The sequence below is a fragment of the Flagellimonas alvinocaridis genome (assembly GCF_965248585.1).
Lineage (GTDB): Bacteria > Bacteroidota > Bacteroidia > Flavobacteriales > Flavobacteriaceae > Flagellimonas > Flagellimonas alvinocaridis.
Genome location: NZ_OZ252111.1, coordinates 3,668,032 through 3,689,269 on the forward strand (window position 1 = coordinate 3,668,032; position 21,238 = coordinate 3,689,269).

23 protein-coding genes are annotated in these 21,238 nt (G+C 42.0%); 4 read left to right on the plus strand and 19 right to left on the minus strand.

Translation table 11 applies throughout. The features are described 5' to 3' along the window. Window positions 1–126: 126 nt before the first annotated feature. The 18 genes from ACP14V_RS16515 to ACP14V_RS16600 all read right to left on the minus strand — a co-directional run bounded on the left by ACP14V_RS16515 (window position 127) and on the right by ACP14V_RS16600 (window position 16,948). Window positions 127–963 carry an aldo/keto reductase gene (locus ACP14V_RS16515; RefSeq protein WP_272609026.1) on the minus strand — a complete coding sequence of 279 codons (837 nt, stop codon included), beginning with the start codon at window positions 961–963 and terminating at the stop codon, window positions 127–129. A 3-nt stretch (window positions 964–966) separates the two neighbouring features. Next, window positions 967–2,193, minus strand: a complete 1,227-nt coding sequence (locus ACP14V_RS16520; protein WP_272609027.1) for a murein hydrolase activator EnvC family protein — start codon at window positions 2,191–2,193, stop codon at window positions 967–969. 1 nt (window position 2,194) lies between these two features. Beyond that, window positions 2,195–2,986: a DUF4292 domain-containing protein gene (locus tag ACP14V_RS16525; RefSeq protein WP_272609028.1), complete on the minus strand. Its 792-nt coding sequence runs from the start codon at window positions 2,984–2,986 to the stop codon at window positions 2,195–2,197. Next, window positions 2,983–3,909 (minus strand): tetratricopeptide repeat protein, encoded by a 927-nt coding sequence (locus tag ACP14V_RS16530; RefSeq protein WP_272609029.1) that lies wholly within the window; start codon window positions 3,907–3,909, stop codon window positions 2,983–2,985. Before ACP14V_RS16530 ends, ACP14V_RS16525 begins: the two co-directional genes overlap by 4 nt. Window positions 3,910–3,946: 37 nt before the next feature. Next, window positions 3,947–4,963: a sugar phosphate nucleotidyltransferase gene (locus ACP14V_RS16535; protein WP_272609030.1), complete on the minus strand. Its 1,017-nt coding sequence runs from the start codon at window positions 4,961–4,963 to the stop codon at window positions 3,947–3,949. Between the two features lie 30 nt (window positions 4,964–4,993). After that, complete coding sequence (dut, locus tag ACP14V_RS16540) at window positions 4,994–5,428, minus strand: dUTP diphosphatase (RefSeq protein WP_272609031.1); 435 nt, start codon at window positions 5,426–5,428, stop codon at window positions 4,994–4,996. Continuing rightward, window positions 5,418–6,887 carry a lipopolysaccharide biosynthesis protein gene (locus tag ACP14V_RS16545; RefSeq protein ID WP_272609032.1) on the minus strand — a complete coding sequence of 490 codons (1,470 nt, stop codon included), beginning with the start codon at window positions 6,885–6,887 and terminating at the stop codon, window positions 5,418–5,420. The genes dut and ACP14V_RS16545 overlap by 11 nt, the downstream gene beginning before the upstream one ends. Before the next feature lie 178 nt (window positions 6,888–7,065). After that, complete coding sequence (gene atpG / locus ACP14V_RS16550; RefSeq protein ID WP_272609033.1) at window positions 7,066–7,926, minus strand: ATP synthase F1 subunit gamma; 861 nt, start codon at window positions 7,924–7,926, stop codon at window positions 7,066–7,068. A 78-nt stretch (window positions 7,927–8,004) separates the two neighbouring features. Further along, on the minus strand, window positions 8,005–9,585 hold the full coding sequence (gene atpA / locus ACP14V_RS16555) for a F0F1 ATP synthase subunit alpha (protein WP_136564986.1): 1,581 nt from the start codon (window positions 9,583–9,585) through the stop codon (window positions 8,005–8,007). Window positions 9,586–9,587: 2 nt separating this feature from the next. Further along, window positions 9,588–10,127, minus strand: coding sequence for an ATP synthase F1 subunit delta (gene atpH / locus ACP14V_RS16560; RefSeq protein ID WP_136564987.1), 540 nt, complete (start codon window positions 10,125–10,127; stop codon window positions 9,588–9,590). Window positions 10,128–10,133: 6 nt separating this feature from the next. Beyond that, on the minus strand, window positions 10,134–10,634 hold the full coding sequence (locus tag ACP14V_RS16565) for a F0F1 ATP synthase subunit B (RefSeq protein WP_136564988.1): 501 nt from the start codon (window positions 10,632–10,634) through the stop codon (window positions 10,134–10,136). An 84-nt stretch (window positions 10,635–10,718) separates the two neighbouring features. Next, window positions 10,719–10,910, minus strand: a complete 192-nt coding sequence (gene atpE / locus ACP14V_RS16570) for an ATP synthase F0 subunit C (RefSeq protein WP_045801726.1) — start codon at window positions 10,908–10,910, stop codon at window positions 10,719–10,721. Window positions 10,911–10,976: 66 nt separating this feature from the next. Further along, window positions 10,977–12,113 carry a F0F1 ATP synthase subunit A gene (atpB, locus tag ACP14V_RS16575; RefSeq protein WP_272609034.1) on the minus strand — a complete coding sequence of 379 codons (1,137 nt, stop codon included), beginning with the start codon at window positions 12,111–12,113 and terminating at the stop codon, window positions 10,977–10,979. 101 nt (window positions 12,114–12,214) lie between these two features. After that, complete coding sequence (locus tag ACP14V_RS16580) at window positions 12,215–12,622, minus strand: DUF6168 family protein (RefSeq protein ID WP_272609035.1); 408 nt, start codon at window positions 12,620–12,622, stop codon at window positions 12,215–12,217. Then, window positions 12,622–12,846, minus strand: a complete 225-nt coding sequence (locus tag ACP14V_RS16585; protein ID WP_272609036.1) for an AtpZ/AtpI family protein — start codon at window positions 12,844–12,846, stop codon at window positions 12,622–12,624. Before ACP14V_RS16585 ends, ACP14V_RS16580 begins: the two co-directional genes overlap by 1 nt. Continuing rightward, window positions 12,824–13,258, minus strand: coding sequence for a bactofilin family protein (locus ACP14V_RS16590; protein WP_272609037.1), 435 nt, complete (start codon window positions 13,256–13,258; stop codon window positions 12,824–12,826). Before ACP14V_RS16590 ends, ACP14V_RS16585 begins: the two co-directional genes overlap by 23 nt. Before the next feature lie 21 nt (window positions 13,259–13,279). Then, window positions 13,280–15,820: a tetratricopeptide repeat protein gene (locus ACP14V_RS16595; protein ID WP_272609038.1), complete on the minus strand. Its 2,541-nt coding sequence runs from the start codon at window positions 15,818–15,820 to the stop codon at window positions 13,280–13,282. Between the two features lie 114 nt (window positions 15,821–15,934). Continuing rightward, window positions 15,935–16,948, minus strand: coding sequence for a GlxA family transcriptional regulator (locus ACP14V_RS16600; RefSeq protein WP_272609039.1), 1,014 nt, complete (start codon window positions 16,946–16,948; stop codon window positions 15,935–15,937). A 202-nt stretch (window positions 16,949–17,150) separates the two neighbouring features. On the opposite strand from ACP14V_RS16600, the gene ACP14V_RS16605 reads away from it, so the two are divergent. Both ACP14V_RS16605 and ACP14V_RS16610 read left to right on the plus strand, forming a co-directional pair. Further along, the gene (locus ACP14V_RS16605; protein WP_272609040.1) at window positions 17,151–17,519 is read left to right on the plus strand and encodes a nuclear transport factor 2 family protein; all 369 of its coding nucleotides are present in this window, start codon (window positions 17,151–17,153) and stop codon (window positions 17,517–17,519) included. A 107-nt stretch (window positions 17,520–17,626) separates the two neighbouring features. Further along, window positions 17,627–18,676, plus strand: a complete 1,050-nt coding sequence (locus ACP14V_RS16610; protein WP_272609041.1) for a ferredoxin--NADP reductase — start codon at window positions 17,627–17,629, stop codon at window positions 18,674–18,676. A 10-nt stretch (window positions 18,677–18,686) separates the two neighbouring features. Here ACP14V_RS16610 and ACP14V_RS16615 read toward each other — a convergent pair whose 3' ends face one another. Beyond that, window positions 18,687–19,448, minus strand: coding sequence for a patatin-like phospholipase family protein (locus tag ACP14V_RS16615; RefSeq protein ID WP_272609042.1), 762 nt, complete (start codon window positions 19,446–19,448; stop codon window positions 18,687–18,689). A 165-nt stretch (window positions 19,449–19,613) separates the two neighbouring features. Here ACP14V_RS16615 and ACP14V_RS16620 point away from each other — a divergent pair, with 165 nt between their 5' ends. Next, window positions 19,614–20,168, plus strand: a complete 555-nt coding sequence (locus ACP14V_RS16620; protein ID WP_272609043.1) for a fasciclin domain-containing protein — start codon at window positions 19,614–19,616, stop codon at window positions 20,166–20,168. A 287-nt stretch (window positions 20,169–20,455) separates the two neighbouring features. After that, a complete protein-coding gene (locus tag ACP14V_RS16625) occupies window positions 20,456–21,178 on the plus strand; it encodes a TIGR04282 family arsenosugar biosynthesis glycosyltransferase (protein ID WP_272609044.1) in 723 nt (240 codons plus the stop codon). The last annotated feature ends 60 nt before the right edge of the window (window positions 21,179–21,238 follow it).

Genomic DNA, 21,238 nt, shown 5'->3' on the forward strand with positions numbered 1-21,238 from the left:
GACAATTTCACAGTTTGGGTCCAATGTACACCCCTTGAATTGACGGATACAGGATTTGAGTTGACGGATGAGGGATAATGCTTAAAATCAGTGCCCTATCGACACTTTTTCCGTATGGCAATCTGCCTAAAAATCAAAATTATCCGGGTCCGGGCCAAAGCGTTTGCCCCGATCCAAGGCATCCAATCGTTGCATATCTTCTGGGCTGAGTTCAAAGTCGAAAATAGCCGCGTTGGAGATAATCCGCTCTTTTTTGGAAGATTTTGGAATGGTGACCACCCCTTTTTGAAGGTCCCACCGCAACACGATCTGAGCAACGGTCTTGTTGTACTTGGAAGCCAAATCCTTCATAATCTCAAGGTCAAATATGTTCCCTTGCATCATTGGGGACCATGCTTCGTATTGAATGCCTCTGGCATGACAGAAATCTACCAAATCCTGCTGTACCAAATAGGGATGGAACTCCATTTGATTGACCATGGGGACAATTTCGGCCGAGATCAACAAATCCTCCAAATGGTGCTGTAAAAAGTTGCTTACCCCAATGGCCCGTATACGCTTTTCCTTATAAAGTCGCTCTAGGGCCTTCCAGGTTTCCTTGGAAAGCTCGCCTTTGGGCCAATGAATCAAGTATAGATCCAGATAGTCGGTATCCAACCGTTTCAAACTCGCCTCAAAAGCTTTTAGGGTACTGTCATAGCCCTGATCGGTATTCCAGACCTTGCTCACCAAGAAAACATCTTTTCGGGGAACATCGCTTTCTTTAATACCAATGCCTACGCCCTCCTCGTTGTTATAGATGGAGGCGGTATCCACATGCCGGTATCCGTGGTTCAGGGCATCCTTTACCGCGTTGATGACTTCGCCACCATCTTTGGAGAGATAAACCCCCAATCCAAAATACGGCATTTGAACACCATTGTGCAGCGTAAAACTTCCTTGTAAATCCGTGATTTTTCGCATAAGTTATAATTGATAGATCCAATCCTCTGGGTTCAACCTATTGGAATCTTGATACAAATAGAACTTTAATTTTGTGGTGCCGTCAAACCGATTGGTATAAACATCCCCCAAAACCTCCTTGGCCACAACCTTATCTCCTTTTTTTACATACAGTTTGGAGAGATTATAATAGGTGCTTATATAGTTTCCGTGCTTCACCGTTACTCCTTTACTCCCTCCAGGAACGGAAATAATGGCGATGACCTCTCCTTCAAAAATGGCCCTTGCCTGACCTCCTTTATCAGTTGTAATGGTGACACCGTTGTTCTGGTGCTTTATCCCGGGATATATCTTATCAGCATATACACCATACCCTTGGCTTTTTATCCCATTTTCCACTGGCCAAATAAGTCTTCCCTTATTTGCTGAAAAATTATCGGCCACCAACTTGGCTTCAGGTGTCAAAGCAAATTTTACCGCACTGGTAGACTTCCCTGAGCTTTTGTTGGAACTGGCAATGGCACTTTTGATCAACCTTTCTATTTCCCGATCAATTCTACGGGCCTCCTTTTGCTTTTCTGCAATGGCAGCGGTATACTTGGCCTCATTTTGGCGAACACTTCTCAAAAGGTCTCTTTGTGCCTCCACTTCGCGGGAAAGTTCATTCTTGGCTTTGGTGTTCTCGGCCAACAATTGATCTTTTTCCTTACGTTGTATCACCAAATCTTGGTTGAGCTTGGCCAACTCTTCAGTCTTTAGAATAATTCCCTCTCCTTGTTTTTTTCGATGCTTCGCATATTGTTGCATGTATTGAAGCCTTTTAAAGGCCTGAAAGAAATTCTCGGCACTCAACAAGAACATCAATCGATTGTTCTGGGATTTGTTCTGATACGTATTTCGAATAAGTTGGGCATAATCCTCCTTCAAAACTTTAAGGTCTTCTCGAAGCTTGCTAATGTTTCTTATGTTGACATTGATTTGCCTATTCAGCAAATTGGATTGCTGATTGGTAACTCTGATCAGCTCTTGGCGAACGTTTATTTTGTTATCCAAGGCCTCCATCTGATCCAAAATGGTCCCTTTTTCCTTCCGTTCGGCGAATAGCAATCTGTTGATTTCCTTGATTTCTTGTTGTAGCCGTTCCCGCTTGGCCTCCAATGCCTTTTGCTCACTGGTCTGTGCAGTCGATGGAATAACAAAAAATATTGTAAAAAACAGAAAATAAATGCAATATGAAACTTTACTTTCCATATTACTTCAATGTAATTTTATCAAAGCCCTTTGGAATTTTATAAGGAAAACTCATGGGTTTGTTCAATTCCAGATTCCTAAAGTTCAAATCTATGGTGGTTTTATCCTTTGCTTCGGCCGCCACAATCTTAATATCTTCAGGAAATATACTTCCAGAAATATCTTGATAGGTATATTTTATTTGAAGCTGTCTAGACTTTTCGGGTTGGGATATTTCTTGCGAAGCAATCTTAAAGTTTTTGGGCTCCAATTGAAATAGAATCTTGAACAGTTCCCTTGCCTTTCTGGGTTTCAGTTCGTAGTTCTCCCCGCTTACGGCAGAAGTAAACTTTTCCTTCCTTAAATCCAATACGGCATTGCCCAGTAATAAGTTCTGAACTTTGTCAAAATCCAAATCGGTTCCCAAAAGATCACTTAAGTAGCTGAAATCCCCATCAAAGTACTCATTATCCAACTTGTTATAAAAAGATACCCGCTCTGGTGTTATATGAGCCTTTACAACTCCCAACGGAGCACTCATCCAGATTACTTTGTCCTTTTCCATTCTTAGGCTCACGTTTACCCCTTGTGTGCCATCTCCATCTGAGTAATCTATCTTGACCCGTCCACTTAGAGTTTTAAATTTGGGTTGGTTACCATAATGGTTGTCAATGATGTTTTTTGCGGACATTCGCGAATCTACTTCGCCTCCTGTCACCGACTTGGTGCCTTTACAAGAAGCCACAAGTGCGGACATGGACAACAGCAAAATCACTGCCCTATTCTTACCTATGTCCCTTATTTGCATCCTCATAGTCCAGATTTAATCTTGTTTAAATATTCATTTGCCTTTGAGGTGTTTCCAATACTGGTATACGCCTTGGACAATTCTATATACAAAAGGTTTGCCAAAACATCTGTATCGTCCAATAAATAATCCAACCCACTTTCCAAAACTTCAATAGCCTTGTTAGCGTTTGATGTATTGTTCAAAGCAGCTCCATAAGCGTAATAAAAATAAGGCTGCAAGGGATACGTATCCAAAGCTTCTTTGGAAATGGCCAATGCTTCTTTATAGTTGGTATCTGCCAACAAATCATCAATCAGACCTCGATATCGAGCTACTGGGTCGTCCTCATTTGTTTGGGGCTCCTTTCTAATCACAACAGTTTCCGCTTCTTTCTTCCCATACTCCAAAGAATCCTTGATTTTGGAGGTCAAATCTGTGGCAAAGGTTGAATTTCCAATCTCCTTGAGTATATTCAAGGCATCCTGATACTTTTGTTTTTTGAAATATCCCAAAGCCAAGTTCTGCTTTAGCTGTCCGTTGGAATATGGAATTTGCTCTTTTACGGTATCCCACGACACCCCTTGTTTTTCTAGAATACTGAGCAGATTATCCAAATACCAAAAGTCTGTAGGCTCGGCATTTAGAGCCCTAATGGCATATTCTTGAGCTTGAATGTATTGTTTGTCCAACAAATAGGCTTTGGCCAGCTCGTAATCCACGACACTGTTCGTGGAATCCAATTGCTTGCACTTTAGGAACAAGTCAATTGCCCTGTCATAATTCTGAATCCCTTTTTGTTTGAGGGCCTCAAAAAAGTTTTCTTGGAACTCATCGGTGTACTCCTCCAAATAGACTTCGGAACTTTCTTGCTCTTCTTGGGCATGGCCTGTACTCCATGTCATCGTGGACACTGTCAAACACATCCATAAAAGAGCCGTTCTATCCATAACTATCAGGTCTCCATCGAAAACTAAAAAAGTGTCTTTACTCCATAACGGAATAATCCCCTATACTTATTGTCTCAAAGTTACCATTAAAAACCACATGATTGCCAATCATGGCATTGTCCAAATTGGCATTGGATATTTTGCTGTTATTCTGAATGAGGCTATTCTTAATGGTTGAATTTTCCAAAACTGTGTTCGCCCCAACCGATACAAAAGGACCTACCGTGGTGTTTTTGAGCACCACATTTTCACCAATAAAGCAGGGTTCTATAATATTAGCGTTTTCAGTTTTCACTGAATTGGCTATCAATTTTTCACCATCTTTTGCCAAAAAGCCCAACATGCGCTGATTGGTCTCCACGGTTACATTTTTGTTGCCACAATCCATCCATTCATCCACTTGTCCTGGCACAAATTTCATCCCTTTTTCCATCATGCGCTTGATACCATCGTTGATTTGGTACTCACCACCATTGGTGATATCGTTATCCAATACATGCTGTAGCTCGTTTTTCAATACGGCCACATCTTTAAAATAATAGATGCCTATCACCGCCAAATCGGATACAAACTCTTGGGGTTTTTCCACCAATTCCACAATGTGGTTGTCCTTACTCAATTTAACCACTCCAAAAGCTTCAGGGCGCTCCACTTGCTTCACCCAGATAACGCTGTCTGCTGTTTTATCTAGGTCAAAATCGGCACGGATAAGGGTATCTGCATAGGCAATGACCGCTGGACCACTCAAGGACTCCTTGGCACTCATTATGGCGTGGCCGGTTCCCAAAGGCTGATCTTGTCGGTAAATAGATCCTTTTGCTCCAAGTTCCTTGGCAAGTTCCATCAAACTCTCCACTACATCATCCCCAAAAAAAGCAGGGTCTCCTAAAATAAAGGCAACTTCCTCGATAGGTTCGCCCAGTACTTTGGCAATATCACTCACCAAGCGATGCACTATAGGCTTTCCCGCTACTGGAATCAATGGTTTTGGTACAGTTAACGTGTGCGGTCTCAGTCGGGAACCTCTTCCCGCCATAGGGACAATAATCTTCATGCTTTTTGTATAAGGTTGTTCGTGTTTATTTTATTTTGTGCCTGTGCTTCCGAAGCCGCCTGCGCCCCTATCGGTTTCCGAAAGGGAATCCACTTCTTTCCATTCAGCACGTTCATGCTTTGCCAATACCATCTGGGCAATCCGCTCACCATTTTCAACAATGAACACTTCAGAGGACAGGTTCACCAAAATTACCCCCACTTCTCCACGGTAATCCGCGTCAATGGTTCCAGGGGCATTCAAGACAGATATTCCCTTTTTGGCCGCCAAACCACTACGGGGCCTTACTTGGGCTTCATACCCTACAGGAAGTTCCATAAAGATTCCCGTGGGCACAACAGCTCTTTCCAAGGGTTTTAGTGTGATTGATTCTTCTAGGTTTGCCCTTAAATCCATCCCTGCGGAGGCCAATGTTTCGTAATGGGGCAGTTTGTGACTTGACTTGTTGATTACCTTAATTTTCACGCTTTAAAAATATGCTTCTTAGATTATCTCCTTCCATTCTATAAATCAGCATCAAAAATAACAAAAGAAGAAGGCTACCGGCTATTAAATTTCTATTAAAAACATAGAACGAGAGGATGGAAAACAGAAGTGAAACCGAAAGATAGAAGGTTATCTTTCGCATATTATAAGGTACGGGGTAGTATTTTCTTCCAAAGAAATACGATAAGAGCATCATGCATCCATACGCAGCCAATGTGGCCCAGGCCGACGCCATATACCCCATTTTTGGAATCAATGCAACGTTTATGATTAAAGTGACCAAAGCTCCAATGGACGAAATATAGGCCCCAAACTTGGTCTGGTCCGTGACCTTGTACCAAACAGAGAGGTTGTGATAGATTCCCAAACAAAAACTTCCCAGCAGGATAATGGGCACAACATTTAAGGCTTCTCGATAAATTGCATTGCCGATTAGAATCTTGGCCAGTACATCTACAAAAACAATAACGCCCAGTAGAATAATACTGCCTAGAATTACAAAGTAATTGGTAATCTGTGCATAGGTTCGTTGGGGTTTTTCCGATTTGGCATGACTGAAGAAAAAAGGTTCTACACCCATCCGGAAAGCTGTACCGAACAAGGTCATGAACAAAGCCAATTTATAGCATGCACTATATTTCCCTACTTCGGCTTCCGCTATATCCTCTGGCAACATTTCGGTGAGTAAAATCTTATCGAATACTTCATTGATTGTAAATGCCACTCCGGCCAGCATTACTGGACCAGCATATTTTAACATCTTTTTCCAAAGATTTGTATCAAACGTATAGGGAACCTTAATATACGTTGGGAATAGAATCAACAGTGTAACACCGCTTGCGATAACATTCGAAATCAGCACATAATGAATTTCCCAATCTGTTTTGTAAATAGAATGGTAGAACCCACTTTCCGTTTCTTGGGCCATTTGGGGCAAAATTAGTAGGAAAAAGACATTGAAAACCAAGTTGATGACCACATTGATGGTTTTTAATACCGCATAGCGCATTGGCTTTTCTTGGGCCCTCAATAGGGCAAACGGAATAATAACCAAGGCATCCAAAACCAAAATAAAGGCCGTGAACTTTATATAATCAGGGTTGATGTTGGTTACTTCGGACAGCCATTGTTTTAAAGAAAGTGCCATTATCAAAAACAGCAATGATGACCCCAGTAAGGAAATAAGGGATGTTGAAACTACATTGTTTTTATCTTCCCTCTTATGGTAAAACCTGAAAAAGGCTGTCTCCATACCATAGGCCAAAAACACGTTGAAAATGGCAATCCAAGCATAAATATTGGTATACTGCCCATACCCTGATGCATTTTCGAAAACTGAAGTGTATAGGGGTAGCAATAAGAAGGAAATGACCCGCGGCAGAACGGTGGCCAGGCCATAGATAAAAGTCTGCTTAAAAAGCCTTCTTAACGGGTTCAATAGGTGTGTTCTTTAAAACCTTTTAAATAAAGCCACAAGTTACACAAAACCCTTTAGTCCACCGGTGTCAAAATTGCGCAAACAAAAAAGGCCGCTTGAAGCGGCCTTTACATATCTTTCTGAACTCAAGTTGTTCAATGCTTAAGCTTTTGACTATTTAGCCTCGCTTTCGTTCGGCTTAATTGTTCAATGCTTCCGCGCCACCAACAATTTCAAGGATTTCGCTGGTAATGGCTGCCTGGCGGGCCTTGTTGTACGTCAATTTCAATTGGGACCTCAATTCTCCGGCGTTGTCCGTAGCCTTGTGCATGGCCGTCATACGGGCACCGTGCTCACTGGCAAAGGAATCACGAATGGCCTTGAACAATTGGGTTTTTAAGGATTTTGGGATTAGCTGTTCCACTATTTCAGCCTTAGAGGGCTCAAAAATATAATCCGTGGTACCAGCAGCATCTCCCTCAACTGGAACAATGGGTAAAAATTGTTCGGTCATGACCTGCTGCGTTGCAGCATTTTTGAATTTGTTATAGACCAAATCTATTCGATCATATGTTCCTTCCGTAAACTGGTCCATCAAAAATTGAGCGATTTCAGCAACTTTATCAAAGGTCAAGTCGTCGTAAACATCACTATGGTTGGCCAAGATGGTGTTCTTTTTACGAAGGATATCGTTGGCTTTCTTCCCAATGGTCACAAAATCCACTTTTTTACCGGCATAGGTTTCCTCTACCAAGATTCTACTCTGTTTGATGATGTTGGAGTTGAATGCTCCACACAAACCACGGTTGGATGTGATTGCAACCACTAAAACCTTGTTTACCGGCCTTGCAGCGGCAAACTTACTTCCTGCATCCCCTTCCAAACTTGCACTTAATCCTTGTAACAATTCGGTAAGCTTATCAGAATAAGGACGCATGGCCGTAATGGCATCCTGAGCCTTTTTCAACTTTGCAGCCGATACCATTTTCATGGCACTGGTAATTTGCATCGTTGAAGAGATGGATGAAATCCTATTCCGTATTTCCTTTAGATTCGCCATACTATTTGTAGTATTTAGATTCTAGTATTGAGTATTGAGCTTTACCTAGACTCAGTACTATCTACTGAATACTCGTAACTAGTTTTTGTACTTACTTGAAAGGTCCTTACAAACAGCTGTCAATGTATCGGTAACCTCATCGGTTAATTTACCAGCTTTAAGGGCATCCAAAACATTTCTGTGCTTGGCGTTCAAAAACTCCAAGAAATCTTTTTCAAACTCTTTTACCTTGTCCACAGGAACATCTCTCAACAAGTTCTTGGAACCTGCAAAGATGATAGCCACCTGATCTTCCACTGTAAATGGATCGTTCTGTCCTTGTTTTAAAATCTCAACGTTTCTACGTCCTTTCTCAATTACATTCAAGGTGGCGGCATCCAAATCGGAACCGAACTTGGCAAACGCTTCCAATTCACGGAACTGCGCTTGATCCAATTTCAAGGTACCTGCTACTTTCTTCATGGATTTGATCTGTGCGGAACCACCCACACGAGATACGGAGATCCCTACGTTAATCGCGGGACGTACACCCTGGTTGAACAAATCTTGTTCCAAGAATATCTGACCATCTGTAATAGAAATCACGTTGGTTGGAATATATGCGGAAACGTCACCTGCCTGTGTTTCAATAATTGGAAGTGCTGTTAGCGATCCACCTCCTTTTACTATAGGTTTCAATACCTCTGGAAGGTCGTTCATGTCTTTTGCAATATCATCATCCGCAATCACTTTTGCGGCACGTTCCAACAATCTTGAGTGCAAATAGAATACGTCACCAGGATACGCTTCACGACCTGGAGGTCTTCTCAACAACAATGATACTTCACGATAGGCAACTGCTTGTTTTGACAAATCATCATAGATGATCAAAGCTGGACGACCTGTATCCCTAAAGTATTCACCTATTGCTGCACCAGCAAATGGAGCATATACCTGCATAGGCGCAGGGTCTGATGCGTTGGCGGCAACAATAGTGGTATAGGCCAAGGCACCTTTATCTTCCAAAGTCTTTGCGATGGCAGCCACAGTTGATGCTTTCTGCCCTACAGCAACATAGATACAGTATACAGGCTCTCCGGCATCATAAAATTCTTTCTGATTTAGGATGGTATCGATACAAACGGTTGTTTTACCTGTTTGTTTATCACCAATTACCAACTCCCGTTGTCCACGACCAATTGGAATCATGGCATCAATAGCCTTGATACCAGTCTGCAATGGTTCGTTTACAGGTTGTCTATAAATTACACCAGGGGCTTTTCGCTCCAAGGGCATCTCATAGGTTTCTCCAGAGATAGGTCCTTTACCATCGATAGGGTTCCCCAAGGTATCCACAACACGGCCAACAATTCCTTCACCCACTTTAATGGATGCGATACGTTGTGTACGTTTTACGGTAGCACCTTCCACAATCTCTTTGGATGGGCCCAACAAAACCACACCAACGTTATCTTCTTCCAGGTTCAAAACGATACCTTCCATACCGCCATCAAACTCTACCAACTCCCCGTACTGGGCATTGGAAAGTCCGTATACACGGGCAATACCATCACCCACTTGCAATACGGTACCTACTTCATCCAAAGAAGCGGTAGCCTCAAAACCTGATAATTGTTTTTTCAAAATTGCTGATACCTCAGCGGCTTTTACTCCTGCCATTTTTATAGACTATTTGTAAATTCTCTTTTTAAATTGTTCAATTTGTTTGCGATACTGGCATCGTACTGCAAATCGCCAACACGCAACACAAATCCTCCTATGATGCTTTCATCAATCTTGTTTTGGATAGTGACCTTGTTTCCGGTAATCTTGTTTACCTCGGCCAACATCTTCTTCTCCAAATCAGCGGTCAACGGCACTGCTGTTGTCACATAAGCTACGTCTTCCCCTTTCAATTTTTCATGAAGTATGATGTATTTATAGGCCACTTCCCTTAACATCCCAATTCTTCGGTTATCCGTTAGTGTGGTGATAAGTCCTTTGGTTATCTCGTTGGCATTCTTAAAAACCTCCAATAACGCATTTTTCTTAACCTCACCTTTAACTATGGGGCTTTCCAAAAGATTTTGCAACTCTTTGCTTTCGGCAACTACCGAGGCAATGTCCCGCATGTCGTTCTCAACGGCATCTGCCGCCTTCTTTTCGATAGCAAAATCCAAGGTTGCTTTTGCATAGCGTATGGCTGCCCTGTTCTGGTTCATGCTCAATTAGTTCAGTTTGATGTCTCCCAACATGTCCTCGACCAACTTCTGTTGCTTTTTCTTGTCGGACAACTCTTCTTTTATCACTTTTTCCGCTATTTCCACGGAAAGATTGGCCACTTGAGATTTAATATCTGCCACAGCGGCTTTCTTTTCACTTTCTATCGCAGCTTGGGCCTGCTTTATCATTTTATCGCCCTCTACCTTGGCTTGTTCCTTGGCTTCAGAGATAATTCCTTCTTTGATTTCCCTTGCTTCTTTTAACAATGAATCTCTTTCGGCGCGGGCTTCTTTCAATAATTTTTCGCTATCGGCGGTAACGTTCTGCATTTCCTTTTTGGCAGCTTCGGCCGCATCCAATGCATTTTTGATACCTTCTTCACGGTCATTTACCGCATTAAGAATGGGTTTCCATGCAAACTTCCACAATAGGAACAACAGCAATCCAAACAAAATGGTTTGCCAAAAAAATAGTCCTACCGAAAACTCTTCCAATAACTTTTCCATATCTAAATTTACTTTGCTTCTTAATTATTTAAACTAAGCAAAAGCTGTAACCAACCGTTACAACTTTTGCTTTAGAGTTTTTGATTATACTGCAAATAGCGCAGCAAAACCAATACCTTCAATCAACGCTGCTGCAATCAACATCGCTGTTTGGATTTTTCCGTAAGCTTCAGGCTGACGGGCAATAGCCTCCATAGCAGAACCACCGATTCTACCAATACCAAGACCAACACCGATAACTACCAAACCTGCACCTACCATTACTGGAATTTCCATATCTATCTAGTTTAAAAATTAAAAATTCAACTTACTGGATTCCCAACTACGTGGGAATTACAACTATTATAAATGCACCAACTCGGGGTCATTTTCATGGCCCTCTTCATGATGGTCCTCGGAGGCAAATCCGAAGTACAACGCACTCAACATGGTGAATATATAGGCTTGTAGCAATGCTACCAATATTTCTATCAACGAGATGGCAAAGGCCAAGAAAAAGGACAATGGGCTTCCCAACCAACTCTTAAAGATGAACATTAACCCGATCAAGCTCATCAAAACAATATGTCCAGCTTGCATGTTCGCATACAAACGAATCAACAGGGAAAATGGCTTAATGAAGAGTCCCAAAATCTCAATGGGAACCAATATTATATATAAAGGTATCTTGGCATACCAAGGCATGGTGTTGCCCAATGGATTGAATTGGTGCATCCAATAGTCCTTGGTTCCCGTAAAGTTGGTGATCAAAAAGGTCATCAGCGCCAACGCAAAGGTTATGGCGATGTTTCCTGTAACATTGATCCCAAGTGGAGTCAACCCAAAAATGTTCAAGAACCAAATAAAGAAAAAGATGGTCAGCAAGAACGGCATATATTTTTTGTAACGCTTTTCACCGATGTTCGGTCTGGCGATATCATCACGAATGTAAAGTACAATAGGTTCAAAGAAACGACCTGCCCCAGTAGGTATCCCATTGTTCTTGGCATACGATCTTGCCAAGCTGGTAAATAACCACAACATCAACAATCCAGTGACAATGATCATGACCACATTCTTGGTGATGGAGAAGTCCAAAGGTTTTACATTGGTGGGATGATGTTCTTCATCATAATTGATGGTCCCCTCTGCATCTGTCTTATATATTTTGCTATGGTACAGCTTGTAGTGATTGCCGTCTACTTCGGCAATGGTTTCGCCATGATGGAATTTTGAAGAGGAAAAGACTTTTAGCCCATTGTCCCATAAAATGACTGGCAATGGAAAGCCAACATATTTATGCTCACCATTTTCCTTGGTATAGGAAAACAAAGAAAAGTCATGGGAATCCTTAAGGTGATGGGAGATGTATTCCTTAATTTCGGTTTTTAAATCCTTGCCGTGCTCTTCGGCTTCATGTTCTTGCTCATTGGCAAAAGTGAACTGGGCCAACAATAGTGTTGCAACAAGAAAAAATCTCGTAAAAAAAGTCTTTCGCATTTCGCTCAAAATATCGGTCTCTCAAAATCGGTGCAAATGTAAGCCATTCTTCTAAAAAGAAAAAAGCTTTCAAACTTTTATTTTTGAGGATTTTGTGTGTGCTATTCTTTGGAAGCCTCTTCCAGATTTTTGAGCATTTTGGACATAAAATAGGTCTCCATCAACAGGGCTATGGCGTAGGGCACGAAAAAAGCAGCGAATTCCAGACCGGACATTTCGCCATCAGCTTTGTAGGTTGGGTAAAACAATAGGAAGAAAAACACAAATTTCAGTAAGCTGCCCGCCATAAACAAAAATCCCATCTGATTTTTCAGTTTTTCTCGAAAACGGTACAAAAGACCAAAAATCGTAGTTGCCAAAAGGCCGTTGACCACATAGGAGCGTACAATCAAATTTTCGAGAGGAGCAAGGTCCCTGCTTATAAGAACAAAAAGGTGGATGCCAAAGGCCAGAAGGAGCAAAAGGAACAGAAGTAAGGTAAATTGGATGAAAATATTTTGTTTCAACATCAGTATTTAATACGTTTCAACTGCTGCAAAACTACCCAAATAGAAATTGTCACTCCCAATAAAGTGGCAATTACCGTAAAAATATTTTTTTCATTTTGGTACTGGGCATCCAACCATTTCCCGCCTTGAACGGACAAATAGATAATTATCCCCATTTCAAAAGCGATTCCTGTAAGAATCGCCGCATTCTTGAATCCGTTCTTAGGAGACTTTTGCTGGCTCATTGGTCTTGGATGCCTGCATTTTTGGTGCCGCAGTGGTTGTGCCAGCCATTGCTCCCTTGCCCATGGTGCAAGCTGCGTTGAACGTGGCGCCTGGCTCTACGGCCAATTTGGATACACTGACAGTTCCCTCAATAATGGCAGAAGCCTTAAGTGAAAGTAGGTCTGTTACCGAAAGTTCTCCATTGAACTTTCCTTCAATATCGGCATTGACACATTCTACTTTTCCATTGATATATCCGTCCTTTCCAATGACAACCTTGCCAGAGGTTTTTACGTTGCCTTCAAGTTTCCCGTCGATTCTAAAATCGGCTTCGGAAGTAATGTCACCTTTTATCTTCGTGTTCTTTTCTATTCTGTTGGGCTGTCCTCCAAATTCATTCATAGGTCGTGGTTTTTTGTTGTCAGAAAACATTGTGTTCTAGGGTTTTGGGGTTTAAAATTGTGCTTTGTATGATTCTAAGTTCTTATGTACTTGAATAATTTTATAGTTATCCGATAAAATTACGAAATTCTCATCTTTGATGCGGTAGTCCTTGTTGTTTTTTATAAGCTCGGCAAAGCCTAGGGCAAAATCTTTGGAACGAAAACCATGTACCACCACAAACTCGTCCTCAAGGGTATAGATGTCTTTGGAAACCGTATTCCTATAGTTGAGCTCCTTGATGGCTTCCACCAGTCTTTCTTGCAGTTTTAATGCTCTTTCATCATCCCGTATCTTAAACGGAAAAACCACTTTCCAGTTACCAGCGCCACTAGATCCGGTTTCTGGAGAAAAATCCTTTTTTTCCAATTTGGGCAATTGCTCTTCAACCATTTCCTCGGCTTTTTTTCCCTCTGGATTGTTAGGGTAGGTCAGAGCCACATAGTTCAAGGCCTCCTTGAACGGCTCAAAACCTTGCAGGCGACCAATGGCATTGGCCTTCAACATTTCAAACTTGGGTACTATGGGATCTCCCGTAAATTGGTTGATGTATCTCTCAGACTGGGTAATGACTTGAAGGAACTCTTGCTTTTCATACAATTTAAAAAGGGCTGCGTAACGTGCATCCGGACTATCGGTGTTTCCTTCCAGAACAGCTTGTGGATTCAATAAAATTTCTGCATAGCGAGTATCAGGGTGATTGGAGATAATGTCTTGCATCATGTTCTGGGCCAAGGGACTGCCGCTTTCCTCATAAATCTTGAACAGGTTGTATTTTGATGGAAGAACCAATCGTTCCTCTGGATTGGAGGCCAATACCTTTTCCAACTTTGCGGCGGCCAACAGGTTGTCCTTGAATTTTTCCTTGTAGATCAACCCCAATTGGTAGTTGGCAAAGTTTCTTTCTGTTCGAAGGCTGTCAATTTCAGCTACATCGGTGGGAATCCGATCCAAATAATACTCCGTTGAATATCGTTGGTCTTCGGTAAGGTTTTCAGATGATGGATCATTGCCTGCCACCTGTTCTCCCGTAGCTTCAGATATCAGGGTTCGGGATTTATTGCTCCATCTCCAATCATCTTCCAAGCTGCGGTCTCCCCAACGGGTCTTAAAATCGTTTTTACCATACCCCAAGCTCGTTACATTATAAAAGTAAAACTTCCCTTGGTTTTGTTTTCCTCCTTTGCTCTTTGCAAAAGTGGCAAAGCCCGCAGCGGCCTGTTGTTTCTTCTTTTCCTCTTCAGCTTCTTCCTTGCGTTTCAGTTCAGCGATATAGTCCTCAAAATACGCTTTACGCTCCGTTTCCGGCATTTCGTAAAGCGTTATGATACTATCGGTATGTTGAACAATGTCTTCGTATTTAATGACATCTTCCAAATTATCCAGTTTCTTTTTTATATTTCGGTGCTTCCTTGTATTTTCCTTTAGATTGGTCAAGGTACTATCATAGTAAGCCCCAGCGATTTTGTACGCATCCTCATCAAAATAGTAATCGGCTAAACTTTGATAGTTAAGGGCGTTGAGCTTTTGCTCTCCTTGGGTAGTTTTTAGGGATTTGTTATAATAAACCAAGGCTAGGCTATCCGAATCGTTGGCCAAATGAAATTGGGCCACTTCACGATAAATCTTGTCCAAAAAGGGGCGGTTCTCACGGTTCTCCTCCAATTCGGTGAGATACTCCAACAGCCCTTCCCTATTACCATCTGTAATTTCCGTATTCTGGATTTTCTTCAGGTGTGCATTGATCATATACACTCGTGGTGACCTGCGGTTGAGCGCAATCACTTTGTCAAAAGCGTAATTGGCACTGTCCTTATGCCCCAATTGGTCATACAACTGGCCAATGATAAACAAATACCTCCCTTTTTCCGGGTTCTTTTTGGTATAGGCCTGGGCAATCTTAAGTTTTTGGATGGCGGTATCCGGTGCATTCAAATTGATATAGCATTGCGCCAAAACAGCATTGGCATCGGCATATTCCTGATCTTTGAGCGACTCGTACTTGAATAACCTTTTGAGGTTCTTAATCGCCACTTCAGGATTGTCCAACCGCATGTTGGTCTTTTCCCGCCAAATAGTGGCCTCGTTTAATTTATCGCTTTCAACGTACTTCCTTAAAATGTAATTGAACGATTCCAATGCTGGAATATAACGTTGGTCAAAGTAGCGCGCTTTGCCCAAAAGCAGAAAGGCTTCATCGGTTTGCGGATTGCGCTCTTGGTCCTTAATATCCATGCTGTGCTTTTGGATGGCCTTGGTGGCCTTTTCCTCAGCAATGATAAAATTGGGGTTGTTGTCTTCGGAATCCAGCTTTACCTCGTCCGTGACCTCCAAACGTTCCACGGGGAGGATTTCCCAATAATCATCCCGATAGTTGGCATTGAGTTCTTCCCTACCTACTTCAAAGGCAAGATTGCCATTATACAGGGTGTTGTACTTGGTGTTGAGTGCGTGCCAGTTTCGGTTGATGAACTTGTCCTTTTGGGTAGAACAGGAGTCAAGAATCAACCCTCCTAAAATTATGGCGATGGAAAATATGTGTCGAAGCTTCAAAATTATCGATGATCTTGTGTATCCTTAACTAAAAAAAACACAGATTATTATAAGGCTCATCGATAAAGTGTTGGATTTTTATTTTGCTTGACGGCAACAAACAAAAAAGTACTCTTACCATGCAGTGGTTCGTTCGCGATTTAATACCGCCATATTGTATTTGGCCTTATACGCCACGGGCGACAATCCCACATATTTTTTGAAAACCGTGCGGAACGCTTTTTGGTCTGCGTAGCCTACTTGATACATGACCTCATTTACATTTTGCTGGGTGGTTTCCAAACAACGCTTTGCCGCTTCCATCTTAACACGTTGTATGTATTCCAAAGGGGTGTTTTGGGTGGCTTTTTTAAACCTGCGAACAAAGTTCCTGCTACTTATGGCAGATTTTTTGGCCAATTCTTCCACAGATATCTTATCGGTTACATTGCTCTCAATAAAACTTTGCGCTTCCTTGATCGCCACATCGTTATGCTCTTTTTGCCCCTGAAAAATGACAAATTGGTTTTGGTCTTGCCTATCAATCTCTATCTCAAAATATTTTGAGATATAGATGGCCGCATCCCTACCACAGTACTTTCCAATAAGATGCAGCATAAGATTTAAAAAGGAATAAGCGCCTCCGCTTGTGTAGATTCCGTCTTCTTCGGTCACTATTTTATTGGAAACAAGATTGACCTTGGGATACATCTTCTTGAACATTTCCATGGCCGCCCAGTGGGTAGAGCATTGTTTGCCATCCACCAACCCAGTCTGGGCCAGAACAAAGGCGCCCATGCACATGCTGGCCACCTCGGCATTGTGTATGTTCCGTTGTTTAAGGATCCAATCCACAAAAGGCAGGTTATCTTCTAGCTGTTCCAAAAAATTATCAGTCTTCAACGCTGGAATTAGTATAATGTCTGTTTTATCCACCTCATCAATGATCTTATCGCAATGGATGCTAAAAAGACCGTTGTATAGTGACAGGTCTCTATCAAGGCCTACTAAATGGATATCAAAAAAGTCGTCGTTCCTAACCCCGCTATTCTTTAGAAAACGATTGGTGGCGGACAAAATCTTATACGGCCCCACCACACTGCTCAGTATGGCATTGCCTTTAGGCACCAAAATGCTTACGTGTTTCATAATCATATGTTTACAAATGATAAATGTACGGGTTCTCTTTGGCAGAATCAACCCTTAAAAGTGTCTTATTTGCCCATAATGCCCCCTATCCACATTTTGTAGTTTTGGTGAGCTGCCTATAAAGAAACATAACTGATACCTATAAAATTTGAATGCTCCCTTCTAATGAAATCCTTTTATTAATCATAAAAACAGAAACAAAATGACCACACAAGAAATTGCAGACAAATTAGTGACCTATTGCAGAGAAGGTAAATTCAATGAAGCGTACAGTCTATACGATCAGAATGCCGTGAGTATTGAAATGCCAGGAGTTCCCAATGAAGTGACCAAAGGATTGGACAACATTCTGGAAGGGTTTAAACTATGGGGCGAAAGCATTCAGGAAACCCACGGAGGTTCCGTTGGTGACCCCGTTGTAGTGGGTAACCACTTTGTGGTTCCCATGACCAGTGATGTTACTTTTAAGGATGGCAATCGTATGAACATGGAAGAAATCTGCCTCTACCAAGTGGAGAATGGAAAAATTACTAAGGCCAGTTTTCATTATGATACTTCAATGATGGGATAGCCATCTCATGATTTTAATAATATAAAGGCGCTCTCTTGTAGCGCTTTTTTTGCAGAATGCATTACTAAAATAAGTTGAATGCTTAATTTTGCAGCAAAATTGTTTTTATGAGTGATTCCCACGCATTGCAGATTACCGCAGTGGATGCATTGACCCCAAACGCAGTAGCCCTCACTTTTGAAGTTCCAGAAAATCTTAAGGATGTATATGCTTACGAAGCAGGACAATACATTACCATAAAACATCAGCTCAACGGAAAGGAACTCCGCAGGGCCTATTCCGTTTCTTCGGCCCCTTCTTCTGGAAAATTGACGGTAGGCATAAAAAAAATGCCGGAAGGTACATTTTCGGTCTACGCCAATGAATCCTTGAAAGCAGGCGATGTGTTGGATGTTTTGCCGCCTGATGGCCGCTTTGTATTTCATACGGATGACCTACCAAAAAATGTGGCCGCTTTTGCCGCTGGGAGTGGTATAACCCCCATCATGAGCATTGCCCAAACTGTTTTGGAAAGCCATCCAGAAAATATTTTTGTACTGGTTTTTGGGAATCAATCCCCGGAAGAGACCATGTACTTTCAGAAAATACAAGAGCTGAAACAAAAATATACCAATAGGTTTTTTGTTCAATATATCTACAGTCGTTCCAGAGAAGATGATGCCCTGTTTGGTCGAATAGATACCTCTACGGTAAACTTTGTAGTAAAAAATAAGTTTAAGGACACCACTTTTGATGCCTTTTACCTATGTGGGCCAGAAGATATGATCCATGCCGTTTCGGATACCTTGAAGAACAATGGCGTTGATGGGGATCGTATTCATTTTGAATTGTTCACCAGTGCGGACACTGAGGATACTATGGCCGAAAACTTGGAGGGAATGACCCAAGTAGAGGTAATTTTGGACGATGAGACCTTTTCGTTCACCATGGATAAAAAGAAATTGGTGCTTGATGCGGTCCTGAACGAGGATATTGATGCACCATATTCTTGCCAAGGTGGCGTGTGCAGCAGTTGCATTGCCCGTATAAAGGAAGGAAAGGCAGAAATGGTGAAAAACCAGATTCTTACCGATGGTGAGGTTGCAGAAGGCTTGATCTTGACCTGCCAAGCCCATCCCTTGACCCCTAAACTTGTGGTAGATTATGACGATGTATAGTGTCTCTACTTTATTGAGTTGACAACATTCTCTCCATGGCCCTGCTGCCATGGTCATAGCCTATGGTAAAGGCATTCTCTATTCCTTTTTTGTCCAAAACCCCAATTTTATCCAACTCTTTGGGTTCGATGGAAATGTTGCATTCGGCTAATTTTGCCCGATTGGAAGCATAAATCATCAAACTGGTCACCCTTCCGGCCAACTGAAGCGAATTTTTAAGGTCGTTCTTGCGTACTTCGGCTGCGATGGAAACATTACTGCCAATGACATATGAAACCTGTTCATCCACATACTCCTTTGGAAAGTTGTTCATGATGCCCCCGTCGGCGTAGAGTACCCCGCCAATGTCCACTGGACTGAAAACCGGGGTCAGGGCTGCAGAGGCCAGCAAAGGTTTTATCAACTCCCCTTGGTTGAACATCCGCTCCTCTCCCTTTAACAGATCGGTGGCCACCACATAAAGCGGTTTGCCAAGACTCTCAAAGTTGTCCTCCGGAAAATAGCCCTTAAATATTTTGAAATAGCGTTCGGTATCTATAAATCCGGGTTTGTTGATGGCAAAAAAGCTATACTGGAACAAGGGGGTCTCCCTAAAAAAACTCAGCATGCTCTCCACCGAGTTGCCATTGGCATAGAGCGCCCCTACGAGTGCCCCAACACTTGAGCCGGCTACAAGGTCTGCCTCCACACCATGTTCCCGCATGGCTTTGATCAATCCAATATGGGCCATTCCGCGTACGCCTCCTCCCGAGAGCACCAAACCTATTGACATATCATCCGCCATTTTAAGTCTATTGTCAACAAAGTTAACCTATCGCATTGTTTCAAAGTATTTTCCATCATCGTATTTCAGTTAAACTATCATTAATCTTATGAAATTTCCAAACCCCTCACAACATAACTCCGTAAGTGTATATATAAACTAAAAATGAATCCTATGAAATCTTTAAAAAAAGTAACACTTGCGGCATCATTGACACTATTGGCCTTTGCAACTGGCTTCTCACAAACCAAAATGGTAGGAGGAGCTCCTATGTACCCCAGTAAAGATATTGTCTCCAATGCCGTAAATTCCAACGACCATACCACCTTGGTAGCAGCGGTCAAAGCTGCCGATTTGGTTGAAACCCTGCAAGGAGAAGGGCCCTTTACAGTATTTGCCCCTACCAATAGTGCTTTTGAAAAACTACCAGATGGCACCGTTGCAACCTTACTGAAACCAGAAAACAAGTCCAAACTACAAGCGGTACTCACCTACCATGTAGTGGCCGGGAAATACAGCTCCAAAGATTTGATGGGGTTGATAAAAAAGGGGAAAGGTATGGCTCAACTTACCACTGTAAACGGAGAGGCCCTAACCGCGACCATGGATGGGAAAACCATTACGGTCAAGGATGATGTTGGAAATATGGCAACCATAACCATTGCCGATGTAAACCAATCCAATGGTGTGATCCATGTTATTGACACCGTGGTGCTTCCCAGTGCTTAAAAAACAATCTACTATGATAAAAAGAGCGTCAATTGACGCTCTTTTCCTATTTTGAAAAGCCCCCATTCACCGACTCACGGGTCTGTTTTTGGCTTCAAAGGACACTAATTGAGTATTTTATCGAGAGTTTCTCGATTTTAATCCTCAAAAAGATAATGGCCTGATTATCAAAACCGACTCATAGGTCGGTATGTTAAATTTTAGTTTTCCTGTTCGAAAATGTAATCAAAAATAGCATCCAACGACCAAATTCTATGCTAAGATTATTGTAAGTTTAGGATAATTATTTGGTTGATTTGTCCCTAAGGCCCATTCAAAATACCGCCATTCTTGTTTTCGCAAATTCAGCGAAACGGGATAGTGGTATCAAAAAAATAGATGGTGATGCCAGTTTCTTCGAAACTCTGACCACGCAAACCTTGAGTATTGCCAAAACTTCCGGCCTACCGTATCATCATTTTACGGAAAAAGAACAGCAAGGCAATACTTTTGGGGAACGTTTTACCCATGCCCTTCAATCGGTTTTTGATAAAGGCTATGCCAATGTCATTGCCATAGGGAACGACAGTCCTCAATTGAAAACCCAATACTTGCTCGAGGCTCACCGATTACTCCAACATGGAAAATCCGTTTTAGGCCCAACCATGGATGGAGGGTTTTATCTTATTGGGTTTCATCGTAGCCAATTCAACAAACAGCAATTTCAGGCCCTTCCATGGCAATCGCCCTCTCTGCTCAAGGAAACGCAGAACTATTTTGCCACCAAAGGGGAACCCATTGCCTTGTTGAACGTATTGATCGATGTGGATTCGAAAAGGGACATCAAGCGACTTTCCAATTTTACCAAAACCTTGGCCAAAAGGTGGTTGGCTCTTTTTTCCATCATCCTTCATCAAAAAATGGCTATTGACAATATCCACAAGAAGGTATTCAAAACCAATTTTCTGGACATCCCTTTCAACAAGGGCTCTCCGTTATCTCCTTTCCCAACATTTGTTGTCCAAGTGTAAGCGCTTGGATACATCCTTACTTACTTTTTTATGCCTATCCCTACCCATGGGAGGCGTACA

What these genes read in the sequence shown, in the direction of transcription:
- ACP14V_RS16515 (WP_272609026.1), bottom strand. Translation starts at nt 963, where the DNA reads ATGCGAAAAATCACGGATTTACAAGGAAGTTTTACGCTGCACAATGGT.
- ACP14V_RS16520 (WP_272609027.1), bottom strand. Translation starts at nt 2,193, where the DNA reads ATGGAAAGTAAAGTTTCATATTGCATTTATTTTCTGTTTTTTACAATA.
- ACP14V_RS16525 (WP_272609028.1), bottom strand. Translation starts at nt 2,986, where the DNA reads ATGAGGATGCAAATAAGGGACATAGGTAAGAATAGGGCAGTGATTTTG.
- ACP14V_RS16530 (WP_272609029.1), bottom strand. Translation starts at nt 3,909, where the DNA reads ATGGATAGAACGGCTCTTTTATGGATGTGTTTGACAGTGTCCACGATG.
- ACP14V_RS16535 (WP_272609030.1), bottom strand. Translation starts at nt 4,963, where the DNA reads ATGAAGATTATTGTCCCTATGGCGGGAAGAGGTTCCCGACTGAGACCG.
- atpG (WP_272609033.1), bottom strand. Translation starts at nt 7,926, where the DNA reads ATGGCGAATCTAAAGGAAATACGGAATAGGATTTCATCCATCTCTTCA.
- atpA (WP_136564986.1), bottom strand. Translation starts at nt 9,585, where the DNA reads ATGGCAGGAGTAAAAGCCGCTGAGGTATCAGCAATTTTGAAAAAACAA.
- atpH (WP_136564987.1), bottom strand. Translation starts at nt 10,127, where the DNA reads ATGAACCAGAACAGGGCAGCCATACGCTATGCAAAAGCAACCTTGGAT.
- ACP14V_RS16565 (WP_136564988.1), bottom strand. Translation starts at nt 10,634, where the DNA reads ATGGAAAAGTTATTGGAAGAGTTTTCGGTAGGACTATTTTTTTGGCAA.
- atpE (WP_045801726.1), bottom strand. Translation starts at nt 10,910, where the DNA reads ATGGAAATTCCAGTAATGGTAGGTGCAGGTTTGGTAGTTATCGGTGTT.
- atpB (WP_272609034.1), bottom strand. Translation starts at nt 12,113, where the DNA reads ATGCGAAAGACTTTTTTTACGAGATTTTTTCTTGTTGCAACACTATTG.
- ACP14V_RS16580 (WP_272609035.1), bottom strand. Translation starts at nt 12,622, where the DNA reads ATGTTGAAACAAAATATTTTCATCCAATTTACCTTACTTCTGTTCCTT.
- ACP14V_RS16585 (WP_272609036.1), bottom strand. Translation starts at nt 12,846, where the DNA reads ATGAGCCAGCAAAAGTCTCCTAAGAACGGATTCAAGAATGCGGCGATT.
- ACP14V_RS16590 (WP_272609037.1), bottom strand. Translation starts at nt 13,258, where the DNA reads ATGTTTTCTGACAACAAAAAACCACGACCTATGAATGAATTTGGAGGA.
- ACP14V_RS16600 (WP_272609039.1), bottom strand. Translation starts at nt 16,948, where the DNA reads ATGAAACACGTAAGCATTTTGGTGCCTAAAGGCAATGCCATACTGAGC.
- ACP14V_RS16605 (WP_272609040.1), top strand. Translation starts at nt 17,151, where the DNA reads ATGACCACACAAGAAATTGCAGACAAATTAGTGACCTATTGCAGAGAA.
- ACP14V_RS16610 (WP_272609041.1), top strand. Translation starts at nt 17,627, where the DNA reads ATGAGTGATTCCCACGCATTGCAGATTACCGCAGTGGATGCATTGACC.
- ACP14V_RS16615 (WP_272609042.1), bottom strand. Translation starts at nt 19,448, where the DNA reads ATGTCAATAGGTTTGGTGCTCTCGGGAGGAGGCGTACGCGGAATGGCC.
- ACP14V_RS16620 (WP_272609043.1), top strand. Translation starts at nt 19,614, where the DNA reads ATGAAATCTTTAAAAAAAGTAACACTTGCGGCATCATTGACACTATTG.